23 protein-coding genes and 1 pseudogene are annotated in these 25,267 nt (G+C 72.0%); 16 read left to right on the forward strand and 8 right to left on the reverse strand.

The features are described from left to right. The first annotated feature begins 12 nt into the window (after positions 1-12). Complete coding sequence (locus ACWDR3_RS06110; protein WP_450351163.1) at positions 13-1,881, forward strand: discoidin domain-containing protein; 1,869 nt, start codon at positions 13-15, stop codon at positions 1,879-1,881. Between the two features lie 24 nt (positions 1,882-1,905). Here ACWDR3_RS06110 and ACWDR3_RS06115 read toward each other — a convergent pair whose 3' ends face one another. Both ACWDR3_RS06115 and ACWDR3_RS06120 read right to left on the reverse strand, forming a co-directional pair. Further along, a complete protein-coding gene (locus ACWDR3_RS06115) occupies positions 1,906-2,298 on the reverse strand; it encodes an SCO5389 family protein (RefSeq protein WP_450351165.1) in 393 nt (130 codons plus the stop codon). A gap of 65 nt (positions 2,299-2,363) precedes the next feature. Next, positions 2,364-3,311, reverse strand: coding sequence for an ATP-binding protein (locus ACWDR3_RS06120; RefSeq protein ID WP_450351166.1), 948 nt, complete (start codon positions 3,309-3,311; stop codon positions 2,364-2,366). Positions 3,312-3,425: 114 nt separating this feature from the next. On the opposite strand from ACWDR3_RS06120, the gene ACWDR3_RS06125 reads away from it, so the two are divergent. Genes ACWDR3_RS06125 through ACWDR3_RS06140 form a run of 4 tightly spaced genes read left to right on the forward strand, consistent with a single transcriptional unit; the run spans position 3,426 to position 8,456 of the window. After that, a complete protein-coding gene (locus ACWDR3_RS06125) occupies positions 3,426-3,962 on the forward strand; it encodes a GNAT family N-acetyltransferase (RefSeq protein WP_450351168.1) in 537 nt (178 codons plus the stop codon). A gap of 7 nt (positions 3,963-3,969) precedes the next feature. Continuing rightward, complete coding sequence (locus ACWDR3_RS06130) at positions 3,970-5,460, forward strand: ABC transporter substrate-binding protein (RefSeq protein ID WP_450351170.1); 1,491 nt, start codon at positions 3,970-3,972, stop codon at positions 5,458-5,460. 3 nt (positions 5,461-5,463) lie between these two features. Further along, positions 5,464-7,236 carry an ABC transporter permease subunit gene (locus ACWDR3_RS06135; RefSeq protein WP_450351171.1) on the forward strand — a complete coding sequence of 591 codons (1,773 nt, stop codon included), beginning with the start codon at positions 5,464-5,466 and terminating at the stop codon, positions 7,234-7,236. Further along, positions 7,233-8,456, forward strand: a complete 1,224-nt coding sequence (locus tag ACWDR3_RS06140) for an MDR family MFS transporter (RefSeq protein ID WP_450351173.1) — start codon at positions 7,233-7,235, stop codon at positions 8,454-8,456. The genes ACWDR3_RS06135 and ACWDR3_RS06140 overlap by 4 nt, the downstream gene beginning before the upstream one ends. A gap of 225 nt (positions 8,457-8,681) precedes the next feature. On the opposite strand, the gene ACWDR3_RS06145 is transcribed toward ACWDR3_RS06140, so the two are convergent. Beyond that, positions 8,682-9,476, reverse strand: a complete 795-nt coding sequence (locus ACWDR3_RS06145) for a CDP-alcohol phosphatidyltransferase family protein (RefSeq protein ID WP_450351227.1) — start codon at positions 9,474-9,476, stop codon at positions 8,682-8,684. Positions 9,477-9,583: 107 nt separating this feature from the next. On the opposite strand from ACWDR3_RS06145, the gene ACWDR3_RS06150 reads away from it, so the two are divergent. The 5 genes and pseudogenes from ACWDR3_RS06150 to ACWDR3_RS06170 all read left to right on the forward strand — a co-directional run. Next, the gene (locus tag ACWDR3_RS06150) at positions 9,584-10,555 is read left to right on the forward strand and encodes a zinc-dependent alcohol dehydrogenase (protein ID WP_450351175.1); all 972 of its coding nucleotides are present in this window, start codon (positions 9,584-9,586) and stop codon (positions 10,553-10,555) included. A 116-nt stretch (positions 10,556-10,671) separates the two neighbouring features. Next, a complete protein-coding gene (locus ACWDR3_RS06155) occupies positions 10,672-11,070 on the forward strand; it encodes a 6-pyruvoyl trahydropterin synthase family protein (RefSeq protein WP_450351176.1) in 399 nt (132 codons plus the stop codon). After that, the gene (locus ACWDR3_RS06160; protein ID WP_450351177.1) at positions 11,067-12,251 is read left to right on the forward strand and encodes a glycosyltransferase family 4 protein; all 1,185 of its coding nucleotides are present in this window, start codon (positions 11,067-11,069) and stop codon (positions 12,249-12,251) included. Before ACWDR3_RS06155 ends, ACWDR3_RS06160 begins: the two co-directional genes overlap by 4 nt. Continuing rightward, entirely contained in the window at positions 12,248-13,345 is a 1,098-nt protein-coding gene (locus ACWDR3_RS06165; protein WP_450351178.1) for a trans-aconitate methyltransferase, read from the forward strand. Before ACWDR3_RS06160 ends, ACWDR3_RS06165 begins: the two co-directional genes overlap by 4 nt. An 89-nt stretch (positions 13,346-13,434) precedes the next feature. Further along, a pseudogene (locus ACWDR3_RS06170) lies at positions 13,435-14,454 on the forward strand (lysylphosphatidylglycerol synthase transmembrane domain-containing protein); the annotation flags it as partial. Between the two features lie 143 nt (positions 14,455-14,597). Here ACWDR3_RS06170 and ACWDR3_RS06175 read toward each other — a convergent pair. Continuing rightward, positions 14,598-15,362 (reverse strand): creatininase family protein, encoded by a 765-nt coding sequence (locus ACWDR3_RS06175; protein WP_450351179.1) that lies wholly within the window; start codon positions 15,360-15,362, stop codon positions 14,598-14,600. Between the two features lie 39 nt (positions 15,363-15,401). On the opposite strand from ACWDR3_RS06175, the gene ribA reads away from it, so the two are divergent. From ribA to ACWDR3_RS06195, 4 genes are all read left to right on the forward strand, one after another. Further along, positions 15,402-16,061 (forward strand): GTP cyclohydrolase II, encoded by a 660-nt coding sequence (gene ribA / locus ACWDR3_RS06180; RefSeq protein WP_450351180.1) that lies wholly within the window; start codon positions 15,402-15,404, stop codon positions 16,059-16,061. A 68-nt stretch (positions 16,062-16,129) separates the two neighbouring features. After that, positions 16,130-17,275, forward strand: a complete 1,146-nt coding sequence (locus tag ACWDR3_RS06185) for an NAD(P)/FAD-dependent oxidoreductase (protein ID WP_450351182.1) — start codon at positions 16,130-16,132, stop codon at positions 17,273-17,275. Continuing rightward, positions 17,272-18,333, forward strand: coding sequence for a saccharopine dehydrogenase (locus ACWDR3_RS06190; RefSeq protein ID WP_450351184.1), 1,062 nt, complete (start codon positions 17,272-17,274; stop codon positions 18,331-18,333). The genes ACWDR3_RS06185 and ACWDR3_RS06190 overlap by 4 nt, the downstream gene beginning before the upstream one ends. Further along, positions 18,326-19,480 carry a saccharopine dehydrogenase family protein gene (locus ACWDR3_RS06195; RefSeq protein WP_450351185.1) on the forward strand — a complete coding sequence of 385 codons (1,155 nt, stop codon included), beginning with the start codon at positions 18,326-18,328 and terminating at the stop codon, positions 19,478-19,480. The genes ACWDR3_RS06190 and ACWDR3_RS06195 overlap by 8 nt, the downstream gene beginning before the upstream one ends. A 43-nt stretch (positions 19,481-19,523) precedes the next feature. Here ACWDR3_RS06195 and ACWDR3_RS06200 read toward each other — a convergent pair whose 3' ends face one another. The 3 genes from ACWDR3_RS06200 to ACWDR3_RS06210 all read right to left on the reverse strand — a co-directional run bounded on the left by ACWDR3_RS06200 (position 19,524) and on the right by ACWDR3_RS06210 (position 22,956). Then, entirely contained in the window at positions 19,524-20,756 is a 1,233-nt protein-coding gene (locus ACWDR3_RS06200; RefSeq protein ID WP_450351187.1) for a serine hydrolase domain-containing protein, read from the reverse strand. Positions 20,757-20,821: 65 nt separating this feature from the next. Next, on the reverse strand, positions 20,822-22,345 hold the full coding sequence (locus tag ACWDR3_RS06205; RefSeq protein WP_450351189.1) for an MFS transporter: 1,524 nt from the start codon (positions 22,343-22,345) through the stop codon (positions 20,822-20,824). Further along, positions 22,342-22,956: a TetR/AcrR family transcriptional regulator gene (locus ACWDR3_RS06210; protein WP_450351191.1), complete on the reverse strand. Its 615-nt coding sequence runs from the start codon at positions 22,954-22,956 to the stop codon at positions 22,342-22,344. Before ACWDR3_RS06210 ends, ACWDR3_RS06205 begins: the two co-directional genes overlap by 4 nt. A 100-nt stretch (positions 22,957-23,056) precedes the next feature. On the opposite strand from ACWDR3_RS06210, the gene ACWDR3_RS06215 reads away from it, so the two are divergent. Further along, a complete protein-coding gene (locus tag ACWDR3_RS06215) occupies positions 23,057-23,509 on the forward strand; it encodes a PPOX class F420-dependent oxidoreductase (protein ID WP_450351193.1) in 453 nt (150 codons plus the stop codon). Positions 23,510-23,540: 31 nt separating this feature from the next. Here ACWDR3_RS06215 and ACWDR3_RS06220 read toward each other — a convergent pair whose 3' ends face one another. Continuing rightward, complete coding sequence (locus ACWDR3_RS06220; RefSeq protein ID WP_450351195.1) at positions 23,541-24,488, reverse strand: NAD(P)-dependent oxidoreductase; 948 nt, start codon at positions 24,486-24,488, stop codon at positions 23,541-23,543. Between the two features lie 100 nt (positions 24,489-24,588). Here ACWDR3_RS06220 and ACWDR3_RS06225 point away from each other — a divergent pair, with 100 nt between their 5' ends. After that, complete coding sequence (locus ACWDR3_RS06225) at positions 24,589-25,197, forward strand: TetR/AcrR family transcriptional regulator (protein ID WP_450351197.1); 609 nt, start codon at positions 24,589-24,591, stop codon at positions 25,195-25,197. Positions 25,198-25,267 lie beyond the last annotated feature (70 nt).

Genomic DNA, 25,267 nt, shown 5'->3' on the forward strand with positions numbered 1-25,267 from the left:
AGGGAGAGCCGCATGAGATCCCGCACCTTATTGGCCGCCCTGGCCGCCGTCGCCCTGCTGTCCGCGACCCCGGCCCTCGCCGCCCCCGCCCCGGAGGCCGCCGCGGCGGCGGCCACCTGGGACACCGACCGCGCCGGCACCGCCTACACCGCGAACCCGGCCGCCGTCACCGCCTCCGGCAGCGAGAACGCCGGCACCGCCCCCGGCCTCGCCTTCGACGGCAACGGCGCCACCCGCTGGTCCAGCAACTTCGCCGACGACGCCTGGATCCGCATCGACCTCGGCGCGACCATCCGCGTGGACCGCGTCACCCTGGACTGGGAGGCCGCGTACGGCAAGCGGTACGTCCTGGAGGTCTCGAAGAACGGCACGGACTGGACGCCCTTCTACACGGAGACGGCCGGCACCGGCGGCTCGATCACCGCGAACACGTACCCGCAGGAGGCGACAGGCCGTTACGTCCGCATGCGCGGCCTCGAACGCGCCACGCCCTACGGCTACTCGCTCTACTCGTTCAGGGTCTACGGCGGCGAACCGGCCCCCGCGTCCACGACCCGCAGCAACCTCGCCCTGAACCACCCGGCGTACACGAACTACTACCAACACTCGGGCAATTCACCGGCGTTCCTCACCGACGGCGGCTGGCCCGCCAACCTCAAGGACGACGCGACCCGTTGGTCCAGCGACTGGAACGCCGACCGCTGGGTCTCGGTCGACCTGGGCGCCACCTCGACCATCTCCTCGGTGGACTTCTACTGGGAGGCGGCCTACGCCGTCGACTACCAACTCCAGGTCTCCGACGACAACCGCACCTGGCGCACGGTCTACCAGCCCTCGGCCGCGGACGTGGCAGCCCGCCGCGCCGACATCAAGTCACCGTCCGAGGCCACGGGCCGCCACGACACGGTCACCCTCTCCACCCCGGCCACCGGCCGCTACGTCCGCATGCTCGGCAAGGAGCGCCGCAGCTTCTACAACCCGGCCCCCGCCACCGCCCAATTCGGCTACTCCCTCTACGAGTTCCAGGTCTGGGGCACGGGCGGCAGCGCGGCGGCGGCCTACCCGGCGCTGCCCGGCGAGCAGTCGGGCACGTACCAGACCGCGTTCTTCGACGACTTCACCGGCACGAGCCTGGACCGCTCCAAGTGGCGTGTGGTCAGGACGGGTTACGAAATGGGCCCGGTCAACGGAGAATCCCAGGCGTACGTCGACTCCACGAACAACATCGTCACGCAGAACGGCAGCCTGCTGCTCAAGTCCAGGTACTGCAACGACTGCACCCAGACACCCGCCGGGACCTACGACTTCACCTCCGGCCGCATCGACACCAACACCAAGTTCGACTTCACCTACGGCCGGGTCAGCGCCCGCATGAAACTCCCGGTCGGTGACGGCTTCTGGCCCGCCTTCTGGCTGCTCGGCAGCAACGTCGACGACACCTCGGTCTCCTGGCCGGCCTCCGGCGAGACCGACATCATGGAGAACATCGGCTACCCGGACTGGACGAGCACCGCATTGCACGGCCCCGGCTACTCGGCCGACGGCAACATCGGCGCCCGCCAGACCTTCCCGAACGCCGGCAGGGTCGACCAGTGGCACACATACGCGGTCGAATGGACGCCCACCGGAATGCGCTTCTACGTCGACGACGTCCTCGTCCAGGAGACGACCCGCAACAAACTGGAGTCGACGCGCGGGCAGTGGGTCTTCGACCACAACCAGTACGTCATCCTCAACCTGGCCCTCGGCGGGGCGTACCCCGCCGGCTGGAACCAGGTGACGACCCCCTACTGGGGCCTGCCGCAGTCCAGCGTGGACAAGATCGCGGCCGGGGGAGTGCAGGCGGAGGTGGACTGGGTGCGGGTGGAGCAGAAGCGGTAGCCCACCGGTCCGCCTGACATGTGGTCAGCAGTCCCTGAACTCCGGTGACTGGTTCAGGACCTGCGAGCGGACCGACGTGAACTTCGCGTACGACTCCCCGTCCAGCGACTCCGGTCGGAACGCCGCCACCCGGTGGCAGTTCTGGAAGGCGAGGGTCACCCCGAAGTGGCGTTCCAGGCTGCCTCGGATGGCGTCGCTGGCGAGGGCCCGCAGCAACTGGCCGCGCTCCCGTTCCGACGGGGGCGCGGTCTGGTTGTCGGTGAACTCGGCAGTGCCGGCGCGCAGTTCGGTCGCGAGGCCGGCGATCAGGTCGTAGGCGTACGGGAGGGACGTGCGGACCGTGTCCACGAAGTCCGCCTCGCGGATGTCACCGTTCTCGGCTTCGGCGAGGAGCTTCGGGGAGACGTCGAGAGACATGAAGAGGGGTGTCCTGTCGGGTAGTTGGTGAGTGAGTGAGTGAGTGAGTGGGGGGTGTGGTGGGGTCAGGCCAGTGCGGGCGGGCCCGGTACGAAGTCCGGGTCCACCTGGGCGGCCAGGTCCAGGCCCGTCGCCCGGTCCGCCCATGCGCGCGCGTTGCGCAGGTGGAAGTCGACGGCGTGGCGGTGCAGGGTCGGCCAGTCCTTGGGGCGGGCGTCGACGGTCTCGCGCAGGACGTTCAGGGCGTGGCGGTTGTGGGGTTCCAACTCGCCCCGTGCGCGGCCCTGTTCGGCGGAGCGCACCCAGGGGGACTGGACCAGGTGGGTCAGGAGGTCCTCGCCCACCTCCTCCTTGAGGAAGAGCAGGTCGTCCTCGCCCGTCACCTTGTTGCCGACGACCGCGATCCGGACGCCGAACTCCCGGGCGTGGTCGCGGTACTGGCGGTAGACGGAGACGCCCTTGCGGGTGGGTTCGGCCACCAGGAAGGTCAGGTCGAAGCGGGTGAAGAGGCCGGAGGCGAAGGCGTCGGCGCCCGCGGTCATGTCGACGACTACGTATTCGCCGGGGCCGTCGACCAGATGGTTCAAGTACAGCTCCACCGCGCCGAGTTTGGAGTGGTAGCAGGCCACCCCGAGGTCGCTTTCCTCGAACTCGCCCGTCGCCATCAGCGGGACCTCACCCGCCCGGACCACGTGCCGGGCGTGCACCTCGTCGTCGCCGAGCAGGCGCAGCAGGCGTGAGCCGCGCCCCGGTGGGGTGGTCTTGATCATGGCCTCGCGGGAGGCGATGCGGGGATTGGTCCCGCGCAGGAACTCCTTCAGCTCGCCCAGGTGGGCGCCCAGGGGAGGGGCGGTGACCGGTTCGGTGTCAGGGGCCAGCGCCGCGGCGAGGTGCTGGTTGATGTCGCCGTCGATGGCGAGCACGGGCGCGCCGGAGCGGGCCAGATGGCGGGCGAAGAGGGCCGACAGGGTCGTCTTGCCGCTGCCGCCCTTCCCGACGAAGGCGACCCGCACTACCGGACCGCGTTTTTGAAAATGAATGTCATGTGGGTAGGTTTTAGGGGCTGGCCGCGAGGCTGTCAAATCGAGTCGATCAAGCTCCGAAGGGCTAATGCATATGATGTGCAAGTGCTTGACTACTGCATCAGGGCGGCGCGCCCGGACGACCTCGACGGTGCGCGAGCCGTGATGCTCGACACCGTCTACCGCGACTTCGGCACCGGCTATGTGCCGCGCTGGCACGGCGACATCATCGACCCGGCCGCCGCCTACCTCGCCCCCGCCCGCCACACCCTCCTGATCGCGACCGACCCGGCAGACGGCACCGTCGTGGCCACCGGCGCCCTCGACTCCCGCGGCCCGGCCCACCCGCCGAACCCGCGCCCTCTCGCCGAGCGCTACCCCTCCGGCGAGACCGCCCAACTGCGCCGGATCTACGTCCGTCCGGACCACCGCCGACGCGGCCTCGCCCGGCGCCTGGTCGACGAACTGCTCGCGTTCGCCGCCGCCGACGGCGGCTACCGCGCCGTGTATCTGCACACGGATCCGGCCGTTCCCGGCGCCGAACCCTTCTGGCGGTCGCTCGGCAAGGTCGTGCTCGACGAGCGCGCGGAGCCGGACGGCGGCCAGGGGATCATCCACTTCGAGATACCGATGGGTCGGTAGACGCACCGTGCACCGTTTTCGACTTCTGCTCGCTCTCCTCCTCGCCCCGGCCCTGACCGGCTGCTTCGCCTCCGGCGGCGCCGACGAGTCGTCCGGCGACGCGAAGGAAGGCTCGCGGCTGCGGGTCGCCCTCGCCTTCCCGCCCGCCGAGAACCTCTCCCCGTACGGCGCCGACGCCACCATCCTCAGCCGCCTCGGCATCACCGAGAGCCTGACCGCCCTGGACGCCAACGGCGCCGCGGCCCCCGCCCTCGCCGCCTCCTGGCGCCGCGAGGACGACCGCAGTTGGCTGTTCACCCTGCGCGAGGCCACCTTCCAGGACGGCACGGACGTCACCCCGGCCGCCGTCGCCGCCTCCCTCACCCACGCCACCGAGGCGAAGCCCGCCCCCGCGGCCCTCTCCGGCGTCACCCTCAAGGCCGAGCCCGACGGCGACACCGGCGTACGGATCACCACGGACAAGCCCGACCCCGTACTGCCCCTGCGCATGTCCAGCCCGAGCCTCGCCGTCCTGTCGACGAAGGCCTACGGCAAGGCAGGCGCCGTCGATCTGGCAGGCACCGCGACCGGCCCCTTCGAACTCACCGACGTCACCGGCGCCACCGCCGCGACCCTCGACCGCTTCGACGACTACTGGGGCGGACGGGCCCAAGCCCCGGGCGTGGACGTGAAGTTCATCGCCGACGGCACCGCGCGCGCCGCCGCCCTGCGCACCGGACAGGCCGACCTCGCCGAGGCGATCCCCGTCGCGCAGGCCGCCACTCTCGACCGGGCGACCCGCGAGGAGACGGCCACCACCCGCACCACCAGCCTGCTCCTCAACAGCGACTCGGGCCCCTTCAAGGACCCGCAACTGCGGGCCGCCGCGCGCGAGTCCGTCGACACCGGTGCGCTCGCCGACGGCGTCTACGAAGGACACGCGGACCCTGGAGCCGGCATCTACGGCCCCGCCGTCACCTGGGCCGAGGGCAAGCGGAAGCGGCCGGCGGACCGGACCGATACCGCTTCACCCAAGGGCGCGAAGATCACCCTCGCCACGTACGACAACCGGCCCGAACTCCCCGAAGTCGCGCAGGTGTTGAAGCAGCAGCTGGAGAAGGCCGGGTTCCGGGTCGAGCTGGAGGTGCGTGAGTACTCGCGGCTGGAGAGCGACGCGCTGGACGGGAAGTTCGACGCCTTCGTGCTCGCTCGCAACACCCTGGTCGACACCGGTGACCCGGTCGCCGTGCTGGCCAGCGACTTCACCTGCGACGGTGGCTACAACCTGGCGCTGCTGTGCGACAAGGACGTCGACCGGGCCGTCGCCGAGGCCGAGGGCGTCAGCGACACCGCGCAGCGGCAGGACGCGGCGATGGCGGCCGAGGCGGCGATCCTCGGCACCGATGCCGTCGTCCCCCTGGTCCACCAGCGGATCATCACGGGCGTCGGCGCCTCGGTCCGCGGCGCGCTGCTCGACCCGTACGAGCGCACTCTCGTCGGCACCGGCACGCGGCGCTGACGGATGCGGCACCGAGTGATCGCGCTGCTGTGGCGCGCCGGTCTCGCGGCCGCGCTGGTGTGCGGGATCGGTCTGCTGCCCTGGCTCGCGCGCACCGACCCCGCGCTCACCGTGCTCAAGGCGCGCTCGGCCGACCGCGACCCCACGCCCGAGGTGCTGGACGCGATACGGGCCCAACTCGGCCTCGCGGACGGCCCGTTGGTGCTCCTCGGGCGGTGGGTCGGCGGGCTGTGGCGCGGGGACGCGGGCCGGTCCTGGATCTCCGGGACCGAGGTCGCGCCCGCCGTGCTCCAGGCGCTCGGCGCGTCCCTGCTGCTGATGGCGGTCGCGCTCGCCGTCGCGGTCGTCACGGCCGGACTGGTCTGTGCGCCCACCCTCAACCGGCGGGGGCGCAGGGGGCGTTCGACCGGTGGCGGTTCCGCCGTCCTCGCCGCGCTGCCCGAGTTCCTCACCGCGTCGGTCCTCGCGACCGTCGTCGGCGTGCAGTTGGGCTGGCTGCCCGCGCTCGGCTGGTACGGACCCCAATGGACCGTGCTGCCCGCGCTCGCCCTAGGCCTGCCCGCCGGGGCCGTGCTCGGACGGCTCCTCGACGACCTGCTGCCCAGTGCCTTCGCCGAACCGTGGGCGCTGGCCGCCGCCGCGCGCGGACTCCCGAACCGGCGTATCGCGTGGCAGGCCGTACGCCGCTGTCTGCCCGGACTCCTGCCCAACGCGGGCCTGTTCGTGGTCGGCATCACCGGCGGCTCCGTCGCGGTGGAGCAGATCTTCGACATCCCCGGCCTCGGCCGCACCACCCTCCAGGCCGCCCTCGCCCAGGACCTCCCCGTCCTCCAGGCCGGCACCCTGCTCCTCCTCCTGCTCGCCGCCGCCTCCACGTGCGCGGCCCGGCTAGCCGCCCGCCTCCTGATCGGCCCCGCCCTGCACGACGGCACCCTCCCCTCCCTGCACCGCCCGACCCCACCCGCCCGCACGGTCCAGCCCCTTCTCTACGCCGGTGTCCTGCTCGGTGTCGTCGGGCTCGGCCTGCCTCGCGACCCGCTCGCTCTCGACACGAGCCGGCGCCTCCAACCCCCGTCCTGGACCCACCCGTTCGGCACGGACGCGCTCGGCCGGGACGTGCTCGCGCGGGTCGCCCACGGAGCCCTCGACACCCTGCTCCTCGCCCTCGCGATCGGCGCGGTCGCCCTGCTCGCCGGCGTACTGCTCGGGCTCGTGCCGCGGCTGTCCGGGCCGCTCGTCGACACCGTCAACGCCGTGCCGCCGGTCCTCGGTGCGCTCCTCGTCACCGCTGTCGCGGGGAGCGGTGCCGGTACGCCCGCGCTCGCCGTCGGAGTCGTGGCCTGGGCGCCGCTCGCCACGCACACCTCGGCGCTGCTGCGGCAGGAACGGGCCGCGCTGCACATCACCGCGACCCGCGGTCTCGGCGCGGACCGCCGGTATCTGCTCCGGCACGAACTGCTGCCCGCCGTCCTGCCGTCCGTCACCCGGCACGCCCTGCTGCGCCTGCCGGGCATCGCCCTCGCGCTCGCCTCGCTCGCCTTCCTCGGCCTGGGTGCCCAGCCGCCCGACCCGGAGTGGGGCCTCCTCCTCGCCGAGAACCAGCCCTATGCCGAGCGCGCCCCCTGGGCCGTCCTCGCACCGGCCGCCGCACTCGCCGTCCTCGGTGCGCTGGCGGTGAGCGCGGCTGGGGGAGTGCGGTGGCCGCGACGCCGTAAAGCGATTCTTTCCATCGTCGAACAACCGGCGCGGACAAGGGAGTTGGTGGGCGCCGAGTGACGGTGCCGTCGGTCGGACTACGGAAGGCGGAGAGCCGCGCCAGGCTCACGCCCCTCCTGAGACTCCTGATCCTCACTCAACTCGCCTTCAACATCGGCTTCTTCGCCGTGCTGCCCTTCCTGTCGGAGCATCTGGGGCAGGCGATGGGGATGGCGGGCTGGCTGGTCGGGTTCGTGCTCGGGCTGCGGACCTTCAGTCAGCAGGGGCTGTTCGTGGTGGGCGGGGCGCTGGCGGACCGGTACGGGATCCGGCCGGTGGTGCTGGCGGGGTGTGTGCTGCGGATCGCCGGTTGCGGGTGGCTCGGGTACGCGGGGGAGACCTGGTCGGTCGTCGGGGCAGTCCTGCTGATCGGCTTCGCAGCAGCCCTGTTCTCGCCGGCCGTGGAGTCCGAAGTAGCCCGGCAGGCGGTGCTGTTGGAGCAGACGGGCGGTGGTTCCCGTACCCGTGTCCTCGCGTTGTTCACGGTCGCCGGACAGGCGGGTGCCTTCGTCGGGCCGTTGCTGGGCGCGCTGTTGCTAGCGGTGGACTTCCGGGCCGTATGCCTCGCGGGTGCAGGGATCTTCGTCCTCGTACTCGCGGGCCACGCATGGCTGTTGCCGCAGCACATCCCCGGCCGCGCACGGACTCGCCTCAAGGGCGGCCTACCCCTGCTCCTGCGCAACCGCCGCTTCCTGGCGCTGTGTTGTGCCTACGGCGCCTATCTCCTCGCCTACAACCAGCTGTACCTCGCCCTGCCCGCCGAGGTGGAACGCGCTGTGGGCTCACAGGCGCCCCTGGCCTGGCTGTTCGCGCTGTCGTCCCTGCTCGTGGTGACGGCCCAACTCCCCGTCACGGGTTGGGCATCGACGCGCCTGACCCTGCGCAAATCCATGGCGACGGGCCTGTCCCTCATCGCGACCGGCTTCGCCCTCGTGGCCGCGGCCCGCCCCGCCGACGCGACCGGCCCAACGGCACTGCTCCCCGCCGCCGGCTTCGTCGCCCTCCTCACCCTCGGCCAGATGCTCATCGCCCCGGCCGCCCGGTCCTGGCTCCCCGACCTCGCCCAGGACGACCGACTCGGCCTCTACACAGGGGCGTTGTCCTCGGTCTCCGGTCTCATCGTCCTGGCAGGCAGCTCAGCGACGGGCTTGCTCCTGGACGCGGGGTTGCCACCGGCGGTGCCGTGGGTGGTGTTGGCGGTGGTGCCGGTTGCGGCGATCGGGGTGTTGCCGCGGAGGTGAGGGAGCGGTCGCTGTCGCCGTCCGGCGGCCGACGTGCCCTCCGGTCGGGTCGGGCCGGCGGCTCCTGTCGGGTTCGCTGTCCGTCGGCGTGGACCTCGTCCGGGTTCCCGGTCGTGCCCCGCCGAGGTCGGTCGTGCTCGGGGCGCTCGCTGAGCCTGAGCGTCTCGAGTGGAGGGTGGCCTCGGTCGGATGTCGAGTTTCCGGCCGACGGCCTCCGCCGTCGCTTCAGGAGCTGACCGTCTCCCGCTCGCGCTCCGGCTCACGCTCCGCCGCCAGTTCCAGCATTTCCTCGACCTCGCCGTCCTGGACGCGGGAGTTGCGGTGGAGCCAGATGATGTCGCGGCCGAAGGACCAGGTGAGGAGGGCCAGGGCGAGGGCCGTGACCGCGAAGGTCGGGGTGTAGGGGAGGTAGCCCGAGGCCGCGACCAGGAGGAAGACGCCCTGGAGGGCGGCGACCGTCTTGCGGGCCGTGCTCGGGGGGAGCGGGGCGTTCAGCCAGGGCCAGACGCGGGCCGCGGCGACGAAGGCGTAGCGCATGGCGCCGATCAGCATGACCCAGGGGCCCAGGCTCATGGAGACGTAGATGCTGAGCACCAGGATCAGGAAGGCGTCGACCTCCATGTCGAAGCGCGCGCCCAGCGGGGTCGAGGTGTTGGTGGCGCGGGCGACCTTGCCGTCCACACCGTCGAGGATCAGCGCGACGGCCGTGAGGCCGACGAAGAGTGTGACCGGCGGGGAGCTCTCGAAGGAGTCCGCGACCAGGGCGGTCACACCGCCCACCAGAGTCGCCCGGCCGAGGGTCACCCGGTTGGCCGGGCCGAAGGACCGCGGTCGGCTCCGATGCAGTGCCCGCGAGAGCACCGCCCAGGTGGCGACGGCGAAGACGAGGCCGGTCAGCCAGCCCGCCGGCCCCATGCCGATCGCCGTACCGAGCAACACCAGCAACAGGATCTGCAGACCCGCTCCCACAGCGGTCTCCTGCTGGACCAGCCTTGCGTCGTATGTGTTGTTCAGGGCCACCGCATACCCTCCGGCCAAGTGACAAGTGGATCAACGCCGCGTACTGTGCGCGGCCTGTGCACACCTCGGTACGTGCACCACTTCCCGATCGTTCAGGAGGAGGCCGGATGAACCGCATCGGCCGTGCGTTCTGGCTCAGCCGTCCGGGTCAAGGAGAGCTGCGGGACGTGGACCTGCCCGAACCCGCGGTAGGTGAGGTTCTGGTGCGTTCGCTCTACTCCGGAGTCAGCCGCGGCACCGAGACCCTGGTCTTCCGCGGCGGCGTCCCCGAGAGCCAGCACGCGGTGATGCGGGCCCCCTTCCAGGAGGGCGACTTCCCCGCTCCCGTGAAGTACGGCTACCTGAACGTGGGCGTGGTGGAGGAGGGGCCCGAGGAACTCGTGGGGCGCACGGTGTTCTGTCTGTATCCCCACCAGACGCGGTACGTCGTCCCCGCCACCGCCGTCACCGTCGTACCGGAGACCGTGCCCGCCGAACGCGCCATCCTCGCCGGCACCGTCGAGACCGCCGTCAACGCCCTCTGGGACGCGAGCCCCATGATCGGCGACCGGATCGCCGTGGTCGGCGGCGGCATGGTCGGCTGCTCGGTGGCCGCCCTGCTCGCCAGGTTCCCGGGCGTACGCGTGCAACTGGTCGACGCCGACCCGGCGCGCGCAGAGATCGCAAAGGCACTCGGCGTCGACTTCGCCCTGCCCGCCGACGCACTCGGCGACCGCGACCTCGTCGTGCACGCCAGCGCCACCGAACAGGGCCTGGCCCGCTCACTGGAACTGCTCGCCGCCGAAGGCACCGTCGTGGAGCTGAGCTGGTACGGCGACCGGAGTGTGAGCCTCCCGCTCGGCGAGGCCTTCCACTCCCGCCGGTTGACCATCCGCGCCAGCCAGGTCGGCACCGTCTCCCCGGCCCGCGCGAGCCGCAGCTACGCCGACCGGCTCGCCCTCGCACTCGACCTGCTCGCCGACCCGGCGCTCGACGCGCTCATCACGGGGGAAAGCGCGTTCGAAGAGCTGCCCGAGGTGCTGCCGAAGCTGGCAGAGGGAGTCATTCCGGCCCTCTGTCACCGGATCCGGTACCCCTGACCTGAGAAAAGAGTGAGAGTGGGCTGAACGGGGGGAACCGAAGAGCCGTAGTAGACGGTATCCCCGGGCAGCCAACGGCCGGGGGACCAGACGTGCCGCACCTGGAGGGTCGTCCGTTGTTCAGTGTCACCGTCCGCGATCACATCATGATCGCCCACAGCTTCCGCGGTGAGGTCTTCGGACCCGCGCAGCGCCTGCACGGAGCGACGTTCCTGGTGGACGCCACATTCCGGCGCGAGCAGCTGGACGACGACAACATCGTCGTCGACATCGGTCTGGCCACGCAGGAACTCGGCGCCGTCGTCAGCGAGCTGAACTACAGAAACCTCGACAACGAGCCCGAGTTCGCCGGGATCAACACCTCGACGGAGTTCCTGGCCAAGGTCATCGCCGACCGGCTCGCCGAGCGGATCGAGAAGGGCGCGCTGGGCGAAGGCGCCCGGGGCATCGCCGCGATCGCCGTCTCCCTGCACGAGTCGCACATCGCGTGGGCGAGTTACGAGCGTGCCCTGTGACCGACACGACCGTGGACCGTGCGCGGCTCGGCTATGTGCCGCTGCAGCAGTCCGCCCCGAGGAAGAACGTAGAGATCCTGCCGATGTCTTTGCGCTCCGTGCACTTCGTGATGCCGGGCGGTGTCGACGACCCGGCCGTGCCGAGCGGCGGCAACGCCTATGACCGGCGCGTGAGTCTGGACCTGGCCGGTTTCGGCTGGCAGGTCCACAAGCACGCCGTGGACGGCGGCTGGCCCCGGCCCGACGCCGGCGCCCGGGCCGAACTCGCCCGTACGCTGCGGGAGCTGCCCGACGACTCGATCGTCCTGCTGGACGGCCTGGTCGCCTGCGGTGTCCCCGAGATCGTCATCCCCGAGACGGAGCGGCTCCAGCTCGCCGTCCTCGTGCACCTTCCGCTCGGCGACGAGCGCGGGCTCGACCCGGCGGTCGCCGCCGAGCTGGACGCCCAGGAACGTGACGTCCTGCGGGCCGTCCCCGCGGTGATCGCCACCAGCGACTGGGCGGTGCGCCGCCTGGTCTCCCACCACGGCCTGGCCCCCGAGCGCGTCCATGTCGCCGCCCCCGGCGCCGACATCGCGCCCCTCGCCTCCGGCACCGACGGCGTCTCGCGGCTGCTGTGCGTCGCCTCGGTCACCCCGCGCAAGGGGCAGCACCGGCTGGTCGAGGCCCTGGCCGCGGCGGCCGACCTGCCCTGGAGCTGCGTCTGCGTCGGCGGGCTCGCCCAGGACCCCGAGTACGTCGCCCGGCTGCGCACCCTGATCGCCGAGCACGGCCTCCAGGACCGCATCCACCTCGCGGGACCGCAGGCCGGCGCCGAACTCGACGCCACCTACGCCGCCGCCGACCTCATGGTCCTCACCTCCTACGCGGAGACCTACGGCATGGCGGTCACCGAAGCACTCGCGCGCGGCATCCCGGTGCTCGCCACCGACGTCGGCGGACTGCCCGAGGCGGTCGGCCGCGCCCCCGACGGCGGGGTGCCCGGCATCCTCGTCCCGCCGGAGGACCCCGCCGCACTCGCCGTCGAACTGCGCGGCTGGTTCGGTGAGGCCGACGTACGACGCCGGCTGAAGGCCGCTGCCAGGGGCCGGCGGGCCGCCCTGGACGGCTGGGCGACCACCGCCCGCTCTCTCGCCGGAGTACTGGGCCGGCTTCCCAGCGAACCCAGGAGGGCCGCATGAACAGGACGGCACAGGCGAGCGGGAGGATTCCGGCCCAGCCCGGCCCCCGAGAGGCTCGTATCGCAGGGTCGGCGCGGCAGGAGCGGGGTGTCGGAATGCAGGACATGAACGCTGTGGTGACCGAGGAGGCGCAAGCCGTTCCGGTGAACGTGAGCGACGCGGTGACCGGACCTCAGGAGCCGGGTGCCGTGATCCCCGGCGCCGGGCCCAGCTCCCGCCCCGGCGAGCGCGCCACCGTACGGCTGCGGGAGACCGGGCCCGAGGAGCCGCCGCGCTACGCGCCCGAGTGGCTGGAGCTGCGCGAGCCGGCGGACGCCGACGCGCGGGCCCACGACCTGCTCGACCCGCTGCGCATCCGGCTCGCCAACCTGCCGGGCAAGGCAGGGCTGGTCATCCACGACCTCGGCTGCGGCACCGGCTCCATGGGCCGCTGGCTTGCGCCCCGGCTCGACGGGGCCCAGCACTGGATCCTGCACGACCGCGACCCCTACCTGCTGCACTTCGCGGCCGTCGCCTCCCCGAGGTCGGCCGCCGACGGCAGCCGGGTCACCGTCGAGACCCGCCGCGGCGATGTCGCCCGGCTCACCCCGGACGCCCTCCGCGGTGCCTCCCTGGTGACGGCCTCCGCACTCCTCGACGTCCTCACCCGCGAGGAGATCGAGACCCTCGCGGACGCCTGCACGGGTGCCGGCTGCCCGGCCCTGCTCACGCTCTCCGTCGCCGGACGCGTCGAACTCACCCCGTCCCACCCGATGGACGCGGAGATCGCCGAGGCGTTCAACGCCCACCAGCGCCGGGACGGACTGCTCGGTCCGGACTCGGTGACGGTGGCCTGCGAGGCGTTCTCCGAACGCGGCGCGACGGTACGCCTGCACTCCAGCGCCTGGCGCCTGGGCCCCGCGGAGTCCCAGCTGACGGCCCAGTGGCTGCGCGGCTGGGTCGGTGCGGCCGTCGAACAGCGACCCGATCTCGCCGCTCGTGCAGAACGGTATCTGCAGGACCGACTGGCCGCCTGCGAGGCCGGTGAGCTGCACGTCGTGGTCCACCACAGCGACCTCCTGGCGCTGTCCCGGCCGACCGGGAGCGCGGCATGAGCGTGGAGACGGTACGGGCACACGTGGTCCGGCGCGAGCCGACCACCGAGCGCAAGCGACGGACCGGCAAGGGCGTGCCGGGCGGCGAGATGTCCCGTGTGCGGAGCAACGCGCAGGTCGAGCGCGTCGGGGCCGTGGCCCTGGCCGACCGGCCCCGGCTCGTGCCCGGCCCGCCCGCCGGTGCCGCCGTCTCCAAGGACCGTATCGGCGTCATCGTCACCGCCGCCCGGACCGACGCGACCGCGCGGCCGGCCTGGTGGCGGCGGGCGGTGGCGCGGGTCAACTCCCGTGCCGTGCGGACCCACTTCGGGACCGTCGCCGGTGTCGCCATCCTCGCCGCCCTGCTGTGGAAGCTGGGCACGGGGGTGTTCCTGGACGGGCTGCGGCGCATCGACGGGCCGACGCTGCTCATCGCGCTCGCGATCGGCGTGGCCACGACCGTGCTCAGCGCCTGGCGCTGGGCACTGGTCGCCCGCGGACTGCGGATCACGCTCCCGCTCGGTCCGGCCGTCGCGGACTACTACCGCTCACTGTTCCTGAACGCGGCCCTGCCCGGCGGCGTCCTGGGCGATGTGCATCGCGCGGTGCGGCACGGGCAGAGCGCCGGCGACATGGGCCGCGGTGTCCGCTCCGTCGTCCTCGAACGGGCCGCGGGACAGGTCGCGTTGACGGTGATCGGCGGAGTGATCCTGCTGACCATGCCGTCCCCGGTGCTCGCCGAGACCCGGCACTTCGTGCCCCTGGTCGGGCTGGCCCTGGTCGGCGCGCTCGCCGTCGTCCTCGCCCTGCGGATGAACCGCGCGCCCTCCGCCACCCCCTCCCGCCGCGGCCGGGCCGTGCGCGCCACGCTCGCCGAGGCCCGCGAGGCACTGCTGTCCCGCCGCAACGCACCGGGCGTCGTCGTCTCCTCCGTGCTCATCCTGGCCGGCCACATCGCGATGTTCGTGCTCGCCGCCGAGGTCGCCGGATCCGACGCCTCCGTCGCCGCCCTGCTGCCGATCGCCGTGCTCGCGCTGGTCGTCATGGGGCTCCCGCTGAACGTCGGCGGCTTCGGCCCCCGCGAAGGCGCCACCGCCTGGGCGTTCAGCGCCGCGGGCCTCGGCGCCAGCACCGGACTCGCCGTCTCCGTCATCTACGGCGTCCTCAGCTTCGTAGCCGCTCTGCCGGGCCTCGCCGTGCTCGTCGCGCGCTGGTACACCGGCCTGCGCGCGGGTTCCGGGACACCCCCCACGGTCCCGGACCCCGCCGCCGACTACCCGCGCCCGTCCGCCGAGGTGAGCAGCGAGAAATACGCGCCGAAGGAATCCGCGAGGCTCGCGAGGAGTTCCTTCCCCTTTTCCGCGGAGCCCAGCGAGGGGCGTCCGATGACACCCGAATCAGTATAGCCGGACATACCGAGGGTGAGCAGATGACGTCGGTCGTCGGCAACGAAATCGGAGGTCTCGTAACCGGGTCGAAGGAATTCGGGGTGAGTGTGCAGAAGGATGGAGGTCTCGATTTCTCCCGCATGCATGTCGGTCAGCGGCGAGGTGGCCACGCCCGCCCGCCGCAGCGCCTCGTCCCAGTCCTCCACGGCCGGGAACAGCGCCATCCGCTCGCCGCGGGCGGAGGATTCCTGGACGACGTTGCCCAGCACGTAGTTCCCGCCGTGCCCGTTGACCACCACCAGGGCCTCGACACCGGAGCGGCGGAGCGAGGCCGCGATGTCGCTCACCACCGCGTGCAGGGTGGTCGAGGAGATGCTGACGGTCCCGGGCCAGGCCGCGTGCTCGTGCGAGCAGGCGACCGTCACCGGAGGAAGGAGGTGCACCGGGTACGCCGCCGCGATCTCGCGGGCCACGGCACAGGCGACCAATGTGTCGGTCGCCAGCGGAAGGTAGGGACCGTGCTGCTCGAAGCTGCCCACGGGAAGGACGGCCACCTGCGTTGAGACACCCGCCGCCCTGGTCCGTACGTCATCCGTAGTGTCCGTCGGCACCAGACCGTATGCCGCCGCATGCGCGCCCGAACCACTCATTTCTTCACGGCCTTTCGTCTCTGTTTAGGAATCAGAATCATGACAGATAAAGTCGGCGTACTCGGCAAGAAGTCACCGCAGCGCACGGGCGTGGAACGTATCGTGAATGCGCCGCTGCCCACCGTGTACGGGCAATTTCGCGCGATCGGTTACATGGATCACGACCGCGGTGACGAGCAAGTGGCCCTTGTACACGGCGACATAGGCGCCGAACGTGTTCTTGTCCGGCTGCACTCCGAGTGCCTCACCGGTGACGCCTTCGGCTCCCAGCACTGCGAGTGCGGCGACCAACTCGCCTCCGCGCTGCGCGCCGTGGTCGCCGAAGGCAGCGGCATCGTCGTCTACCTCAGGGGCCACGAGGGCCGCGGCATAGGTCTGCTCGGCAAGTTGCGCGCGATGGCCCTGCAGGCCGAGGGACTGGACACGGTCGAGGCGAACCTCGCGCTCGGACTGCCGGTGGACGCCCGCGACTACGGTGTCGCCGCCGACATCCTGCACGACCTGGGCGTGAACTCCGTCCGCCTGCTCTCCAACAACCCGCGCAAGCGCGAGTCGTTGCTCGCACACGGCATCGACGTGGCCGAGACGGTCCCGCTGCTGATCCCGCCGTGCGAGAGCAACATCACCTACCTGCGCACCAAGCGGGAGCGGCTCGACCACATCCTGCCCCACCTGGACGCGGTGGCCCACCTGTCCTGAATACCGGCGCGGGGGCCCGGACAGGAAGAAGGGGTGACCGACCCCGACGACCCTCTGGAGGCTCGCCCGTGAAGACACAGGCCAGTGCCGTCGTGATCGGCGGCGGAGTGATGGGCGCGAGCGTCGCCTACCACCTCGCCGCCGCCGGTGTGCAGGACGTCGTCCTCGTCGAACGCGACGAACTCGCCTCCGGATCCACCTCGAAGGCCGCCGGCGGAGTGCGGGCGCAGTTCTCGGACGAGCTCAACATCCAGCTCGGCGCGCGCAGTCTGGAGGCGTTCGGGCGGTTCGAGGCGGAGACCGGGCACGACATCGGGCTGCACCGGGTCGGCTACCTCTTCCTGCTGTCGACGCCCGAGGAGGTCGCCTCCTTCGAGGCGGGCGTCCGGCTGCAGAACTCCCTCGGGGTGCCCAGCCGCATGATCACCCCGAAGGAGGCCCAGCGGCTCTCCCCGCTGATCACCACCGACGGCCTGCTCGCCGCCGCCTTCTCGCCGGACGACGGCCACTGCACCCCCGAGGCCGTCGTCCAGGGCTACGCCTCCGCCGCCCGCGCCCACGGCGCCCGCATCCTGCGGCACACCGCGGTCACCGGCATCGAACTGCACGGCGACCGCATCACCGCCGTCTCGACCACCCTCGGCCGCATCGCCACCGACACGGTGATCTGCACGGCCGGACCCTGGTCGAGGGCCGTGGGCGCGATGGTCGGCGTCGACCTGCCCGTACAGCCGCTGCGCCGCCAGATCGCCGTCACCGAACCGGTCCCGGACCTGCCGCCGGACCTTCCCATGACGATCGACTTCACCAGCAGCCTCTACTTCCACTCCGAGGGCCCCGGCCTGCTGCTCGGTATGTCCGACCCCGACGAACGGCCCGGCTTCGCCACCGACACCCATGACCGCTGGATCCCCGCCCTTTACGCGGCCATGGAGCGCCGGGCACCCGCCCTGCTCGACCTGCGCCGCACCGGCGGCTGGGCGGGCCTGTACGAGATCACCCCGGACCACAACGCCCTGATCGGCGAGGCGACTTCGGTCTCCCGCTTCCTTTACGCGACCGGGTTCTCCGGCCACGGCTTCCTGCAGGGACCCGCCGTCGGCGAGGTCGTCCGCGACCTGTACCTGGGCCGCGTACCCTTCGTGGACGTCCGTCCCCTGAGCGCCGGCCGGTTCGCGGCCGACGCCCCGCGCCCGGAGGCCAACCTCGTATGACCGAACTCCACCTGTGGCTGCGCCACGAGGACCGCGGCACCGAACGACGCACGCCGATCGTGCCGGCCGACGCCCGCCGGCTGCTCGCCGCCGGAGCGACGCTGACCGTGGAGGAGTCACCCCAGCGGATCTTCCCGATCGAGGAGTACGAGGCGGCCGGCTGCCGGATCGCGCCCACGGGATCGTGGGTCTCGGCGCCGACGGACGTCGTCGTCATCGGCCTCAAGGAACTCCCGGACGAACCGGCCGAGTTGAGCCATCGGCACATCTTCTTCGGCCATGCCTACAAGCGACAGCCGGGCGCCGAGGCCCTGTTGCGGCGCTTCGCCACCGGCGGCGGTGGCCTCTTCGACCTGGAGTACCTCGTCGACGAGGACGGCCGACGGCTCGCGGCCTTCGGCTTCTGGGCCGGCTACCTGGGCGCCGCCCTGGCCACGCTTCAGCACCGAGGCAGGCTCAAGGCGCCCCTGACGCCCACCTCCAAGGCGGAGTTGGACGAGACCCTGCGACCCGCCGCCGGGGACGCGGAGTTCACCGCCCTGGTGGTCGGCGCCCTGGGTCGCAGCGGCCGGGGCGCGCGCGTCGCTTTCTCCACGGCCGGCGTCGAGCCCACCGCCTGGGACCTCGCCGAGACCCGCGACCTGGACCGCGCGGCCCTGCTCGCCCACGACGTGATGGTGAACGCGGTCCTCGCCACCACCCCGGTCCCGCCCTTCCTGCGCGAGGCGGACCTCGACGACCCCGGCCGCCGCCTGCGCACCCTGTGCGACGTCACCGTCGACGTCGGCTCGCCCCTGAACGTCCTGCCGGTCTACGACCGCACCACCGAGTGGACAGACCCGGTCCGCAGGCTGCGCGAGGAACCCCCGCTGGAACTCATCGCCATCGACAACCTGCCCTCCCTGCTGCCGCTGGAGTCCAGCACCGACTTCTCCGCGGCCCTGCTGCCGCAGCTCCTGGAGTTCGGCGCGGGCGGACCATGGGGACGCGCGTTGGACCGCTTCCACCAGGCGGGCCGTGAACTGGGCATTCAGGAAGGGGAGTTCCGTCATGTCTGACCGGGTTCCGGCAAGTGGCACCGTGCACTGGGTCGGCGCGGGCCTGTCCACGGGCAGCGGTCTCGCCCGCCTCTGCGACACGGCCGAGCGGGTCATCCTGTGGCACCGCACCGAGGAGCGGGCCGCCGAGGCCCTCGACCGGCTCGGCCTCACCGGCCGCGCCGAACCCCGCGCCTACACGCTCCCCACGCTCACCGCCGAACTCGCCCCCGGCGACACCGTTGTATCGATGCTGCCCGCACCGGAGCACGCGGGCATCCTCGTCGCCTGCGTCGGGGCCCAGGCGCACTTCGCCTGCTCCAGCTATGTCTCCGACGCCGTCCTGGAACAGGTCCCCGAGGCGGCGAAGGCCGGTCTGGTCGTCCTCACCGAGGCCGGGCTCGACCCGGGCATCGACCACCTCTTCGCGCACAGCCTGGTCGCCCGCGCCAGGGAGGCGATCGGCGAGAGCACGACAGCCTCGTACGCCTTCACCTCCTACTGCGGTGGGATCCCCGCCGTGCCGAACGACTTCAGGTACCGCTTCAGCTGGGCGCCCGCCGGGGTCCTCAACGCGCTGCGCTCGCCCGCCCGTTACATCGAGGGCGGGAGCGAGACCGTCGCCGAGCGGCCCTGGGAGGTCACCCGGCGGCACCTGCTCGACGGGGAGGAGTTCGAGGTCTACCCCAACCGGGACAGCGTGCCCTTCGTCGAGCAGTACGGGCTGCCGGCGAGTTGGGAGGCGCGGTCCTTCGTGCGCGGGACGCTGCGTCTGGAGGGCTGGCTGACCGCCTGGGACGAGGTCTTCGAGGAGCTCAAGGGCGGGGACGACGAGCGGATCGCGGCCCTGGCACGGGAGTTGGCGGCCCGCTACCCGACCACGGACGCGGACCGCGACCGGGTCGTCCTCGCTGTCTCGCTCGATGTGCGGGGCGCGGAGGGGCGTACCTGGTCGGGCAGTTATGTGCTCGACCTGGTGGGTGACGCGGAGGAGAGCGCCATGGCCCGCTGTGTCTCCCGCCCCCTCGCCCTCGGAGTGCGGCACATTCTGGACGGCACCCTGCCGGCCGGCCTGAACCGCGCCGCCGAGACGGCGGCCCGGTCGGACCAGTGGCTGGGCGAACTGGCCGGTGAGGGAGTGGACTTCACCCTGCGCGTCGACGAATAGCCGACGAGATCAGCAGCTGATGAGCGGCAGCGCAGGCCCCGGCTCAGTCGGCGGTGGCGGCCTCGTGCACGAACTTCTTCAGGTCGAGGATCATCGTGTGCGAGGTCTTCGGCCGCACCTGCGTGTAGAACTGCACGGTGAGATCGCGGTCCGGGTCGACCCAGAACGTCGTGGTGGCGGCCCCGCTCCAGCCGTAGGTGCCGAGTCCGAGGGGTGCCAGGGTGCGGTCCGGGTCGATCACCACCGAGACGCCGAATCCGAAGCCGAGGCCGTCGTTGCCGGGTTCGTCGTGGGCCGGGTGGCTGCCGAAGGCGCGCAGGTCGGCGCCGCCGGGGAGATGGTTCCTTGTCATCAGGTCCACCGTCTCGGGGGCGAGCAGGCGCACCCCGTCGAGTTCGCCGCGTCTGCGCAGCACCTCCATGAAGCGGTGCACGTCGTGCGCCGAGGCGACCATGCCGCCGCTGCCGGACAGGAAGCGGGGCCGGCCGTGCAGCGGCAGACCGGCGATCGGCTCGATCCCGCCGCCGTCGGCCTCGCCGTACAACTCCGAGAGCCTGGGCGCCTGTTGGTCCGTGACGCAGAAACCGGCGTCGGTCATGCCGAGGGGACCGAAGATCCGCTCGGCGAAGAAGGCGTCCAGCGGCTGCCCGGAGACCACCTCGATGACCCGGCCCATGACATTGCTGGCGACCGAGTAGTTCCACTGCGTGCCCGGTTCGAACTGCAACGGCAGGCTCGCGTACACCTCTATGGTCCGCGGCAGGTCGGCGCCCGCCGGCACCGACGACTCCAGACCCGCCTCGCGGTAGAGGGCGTCGACCGGATGCGAGTGGTAGAAGGCGAAGGTCAGGCCCGCGGTGTGGGTCAACAGGTGCCGGATCAGCATGGGTTGGGCCGGCGGCCGGGTCTTGATGTCGTCCCCGGACCCGCTGTCGTACACCTCGACGTCGGCGAAGACGGGGAGATGACGGGCGACCGGGTCGTCGAGCGACAGCTTGCCCTCCTCCACCAGCATCAGCGCGGCGACCGCGGTGACCGGCTTGGTCATGGAGTAGATCCGCCACAACGTGTCGGCCTCGACCGGCAGTCCGGCCGCGATGTCGCGCCGGCCGTGGGTGGTGAGGTGGGCGATGCGTCCGCCACGGGCCACGGACACCAGGTAGCCCGGCAGCCGGCCCTCGTCGACGTAGTGGGCGAGGTACTGGTCGAGGCGGTCGAGCGCCTTCGCGTCCAGCCCTACCTCTCCCGGGTCGACCTCTTGTCGCAGCTGTGCCATCGCTCTCCTCCGAATACGTTCGTCGAGGCGCGGTCCCGCATACCCCGCGGGAGCGCCCTCAGACCTCATGTTCGCGCAGGAACGGGGGCCCGGTCCCCTTGTTGTCCGGGATTGATCGCCGAGAAGAAACCTTTTGGCAATGCGAGTGCGGCCACCACACCCGCCCCGGCGACGCCGGTGAGCACCAGCAGAGCGGGTCCGAGGCCACCGCCGAGCCCCGTCAGAGTGGTCGCGACGGCCACCCCCAGCGTTGGCCCGATGTTCATCGCGGTCTGCTTGAGACCGCCCGCCACACCGGCCGACTTCACGGGGGCCTGCCGGACGACGACATGCGTGATCGCCACCATCACCGTGCCGAACCCGGCGCCGAGGAGCGCGAACGCCGTGCAGATCGCGAGCGTGCCGGTCGCCCGCGACAGCAGCAGGATCCCGGCGGCGAGTACGACCATCGCCGCGACCGTCGTACGCCGGGTGCCCACCCGGCGCAGCAACAGCGCGCAGCCGGGTGCCGCGAGGATCATCGCCACGGCGAGCGGCAGGCTGAGCAGGGCCGTGCGGAACGCGGTGAGCCCGAGGTCGTCCTGCAGCAGGAAGGCGGCGACGAACACCGTGCCGTTCAGCGCGGCGGACGCGGCCACGAGGACACCGAGGGCGGGGCGGATGCCGGGCGCGCGGATGACGTCCGTCGGTATCAACGGGCTTGTTGTGCGGCGTTCGTGGCGGAGAAAGACGGCACCGGCGACTCCGGCCACGGTGAAGGCGACCGCGCTCATGGCGATCGGTGCGCCGTCCGACAGTGCGACGAGGCCTTGGACCAGGGCGGCGAGGGCGAGGGCCAGGAGGAGGGCGCCGGGGAGGTTGAGGGGGGTTGTGGGGGAGGGGTGGGGGTCGGTCGTCTTGCGGCCGGGGAGGCGGGAGTTGGGAGCGTCGAGGTGTGATGGGCGCGGCTGCGCTGTGTCGGTGGGTACGTCGGTGAGGGCGGGGTGCGTCTGTCCGGGGCTGGTGTGTGCGGTGAGGGTGGGGCGCGTCCGCTCCGCGCTGGTGCGCGTGGTGAGCGCGAGGGTGCCGAAGGCGAGGGTCGGTACGACGTTGAGGTAGAAGGCGGCTCGCCAGCCGGGGCCGGCCACCAGCGCCCCGCCCAGGACCGGACCGGCCGCCGCCGCGAGCCCGATCGCGCTGGTCCGGATCGCGATCGGCATCCGCAGCCGGTCGGGCGGGTACGCGGTCCGCAGGATGCCGAGCGTCGCCGGTTGCAGCAGCGCCCCGAACACGCCCTGGACGGCACGCAGTCCGATCACCCAGCCGACGCCGGGCGCGAGTCCGATGCCGGCGGACGTCACTCCGAAACCCAGCATGCCTATGGCGAAGGTGCGTTGATGCCCGTACCGGTCGCCGAGCCGCCCCGAGAACACCAACAGGCTCGCCACCGCGATGAGATACGCCGTGCTGGTCCACTGGACCTCGGCGAAGGAGGCGTGCAGATCGCGTTGCAGGGTCGGCCGTGCCACGCCGAGGACCGTGCCGTCCAGGGCGACGACGGCGGCCCCGGCCACGCTGCTCGCCAGTGTCAGTGTCCGGCGCGGCTTCACTCGCCGCTCCCGAGGTGCGCGTCGAGCACCGCGCGCAGCAAGGGCGCGAAGTCCTCCGCTCCGGTGGCGAGTTGGAGGCTGCCCCAGTTCCACAGCTGGGCGATGCCGTGCAGGTTCGCCCACAGGGCGCCCGCGACCAGCCGGGCGTCCACGCCGGGACGGGCGGCGCCGACCAGCTCCACCAACCGGCCGAAGAGCGGCAGGCTGGTGTCCCGCAGTCCCAAGTGGCCGCTCTCCAGCAAATCATGACGGAACATCAGCTCGTACATGCCACGGCTGTCCCGCGCGAACTCCAGGTACGCCCCTGCCAGCGCCGCCAACTGCGCCCGTGCGGACGCCGATCCGTCCCCGTCCCGGCGTCCGTTGTCATCGGCGACCGCTGCCGACGCCCGCTCCGCCAGCTCGGTGAAGCCGCGGCGCGCGATGGCGGAGAGCAGCTCAAGGTGGGTCGGGAAGTAGCGGCGCGGCGCCCCGTGCGAGACGCCCGCCCGGCGCGCGATCTCGCGCAGGGTCAGTGCCTGCACGCCCTCCTGGGCGACCAGCTCCACACCGGCATCGACCAGCCGGGCTCGCAGCCCGGACTCCGCTTCTTCCACTTCCCTCAAAGGCATAGACACTGTCTACCAGGTGGTCGTAGACAGTGTCTACCGAGTGATGGCGTGAGTCCTTGGCTCGGGAATGTGGAGACCTATGGTGCGAGTTGACGGGGATATGACTCAGGACACATCGGCTCAGGACGCGCTGCTCGAACTGCTCTCCGACGGCCGCGGCGGGGTGCTGGTCACCCTCAAACGCGACGGTCGGCCCCAGTTGTCGAACGTCAGCCACCACTACTACCCGGACGAACGGATCATCCGGATCTCGGTCACCGACGACCGCGCCAAGACCAGTAACGCGCGCCGGGACCCGCGGGTGTCCTACCACGTCTCCAGCCCCGACCACTGGGCCTACACCGTCGCCGAGGGCACCGCGGACCTCACCCCCGTCGCCAAGGACCCGCACGACGACACGGTCGAGGAACTGATCCGCCTCTACCGGGACGTCCAAGGCGAACACCCGGACTGGGACGACTACCGGGCCGCGATGGTCCGTGACCGGCGGCTGGTGCTGCGGGTGCGGGTGGAGCGGGCGTACGGGATCCCGGCGGGAGCCAACCGCGGCTGACGGATGCGGAGTTGGTGCGGCAGGGGGAGATCTACCCCTGTGACCCTTCCTGCGTGCGGGCCTCGATCGCGCGCAGGACGGCCACCATGTCCTCGCCGCCGTACCCGAGCGACACCGTCTCCCCGAAGAGGGCGTGGCAGACGTCGAGCAACGGCGAGGCCAGCCCTGTCTTGCGTGCGGCCTCGGCGATGAGCCGGTTGTTCGTCAGGACGTCCAAGGCCGCCGCCTGCACGGCGAAGTCGCGCTCCAGCAGCTTGGGCGCCTTCATCCGGGAGACGGCACTGGCCATCGGGCCCGCGTCCAGGACGTCCAGGAACAACCGGCGGTCCAGGCCCTGGCGTTCGGCGAAGTGGAAGGCCTCGGTGAGGCCGGTGACCTGGGTGATCAGGAACAGGTTCACCGCGAGCTTCATCAGCAGGGCGTTGGGCGCGGGCCCGCAGACGAAGGTGCCGTGGCACATGGGGGCGAGCAGCGGCCGTACGGCCCCCACGGCGGACTCCTCGCCGGCCAGCATCGCGACCAACTGGCCGTTCTCCGCCGGGACTCGGGAGCCGGAGACGGGCGCCTCGACGTAACTCCCGTCCGCCGCGCGGATGTCGTCCTCCAGCGCCTGCGAGTACTCCGGCGAGGTCGTGCCCATGTGGACGACCACGCGCCCGGCGACCCGCGCCGCGAACTCCGGGGCGCCGCGGCCGAGTACGGCATCGATCGCGAACTCGTCGGCCAGCATCACGATCACGACGTCCGCCCGCGCGAACACCTCGGCGGGGTCGGCCGCCACGGAGGCTCCGGCCGCGCGCAGCGGTTCGGTCCGGGCGTCCGTGCGGTTCCAGACGGTGAGGGGCGTTCCGGCGCGGGCCAGGCGCAGGGCCATGGGCCGGCCCATGACCCCGAGGCCGAGGAAGCCGACGCGGACCGGACGGTCGACCCCCTGGGCACCGTCGGCATCATCGCCAAGGTCGACCTGGTCGCTCTGCACGATCCACCACCTGTCCCTGAGCTGACGCCTATGACGACCGTCATGGTAGCCCGCGCTATGACGACGGTCATAGGGTGGTCGTGGAACGAGGAGGTCGGCCATGGCGAAGTCGGGGTCCGAACGGGGTCCGCGGGAGCGGATGGTCTTCAGCGCGGCCCAGCTCATCCGGCGGCAGGGCGTCGGCGCGACCGGCATGCGGGACGTCGCCGTCCACGCCGGGGCGCCGCGCGGTTCGCTCCAGCACTACTTCCCGGGCGGCAAGGAACAGCTGGTCAACGAGGCGGTGGCCTGGGCGGGCCGGTACGCGGGCCGGCGCGTGGCCCGCTTCATGGCGGGGATGCCCGAGCCGACGCCCGGTGGACTCTTCGCGGCGATGGTGCGCCAGTGGACCGACGAGTACGAGACGGCCGGTCTCCTCACCGGCTGCCCGGTCGCCGCGGCGACGGTCGACTGCGCCCACGCCACCGAGTCGACCCGCGAGGCCGCGGCCGGCGCCTTCGCCACCTGGACCGCTCCGGTGGCCGGCGCCCTGACGGACATGGGCGTGCCCACAGGCCGCGCCGAGCCCCTCGCCACCCTCATGATCAGCACCCTTGAGGGCGCCCTCCTGATCGCCCGCGCCGAGCGCGACACCCGGGCGCTGACGACCGTGGCCGGGGAACTCGCGCCGCTGCTGGACGCGGCGGCGACGGAAGCGCCGCGTTCATGAGATCCGGTGTCAGGTTCAAGGGCACTCACCCACAAGGCTCGTGATACTCCGTCAACGAACCGTCCTGCCG

Source organism: Streptomyces sp. NPDC001002 (assembly GCF_053599215.1).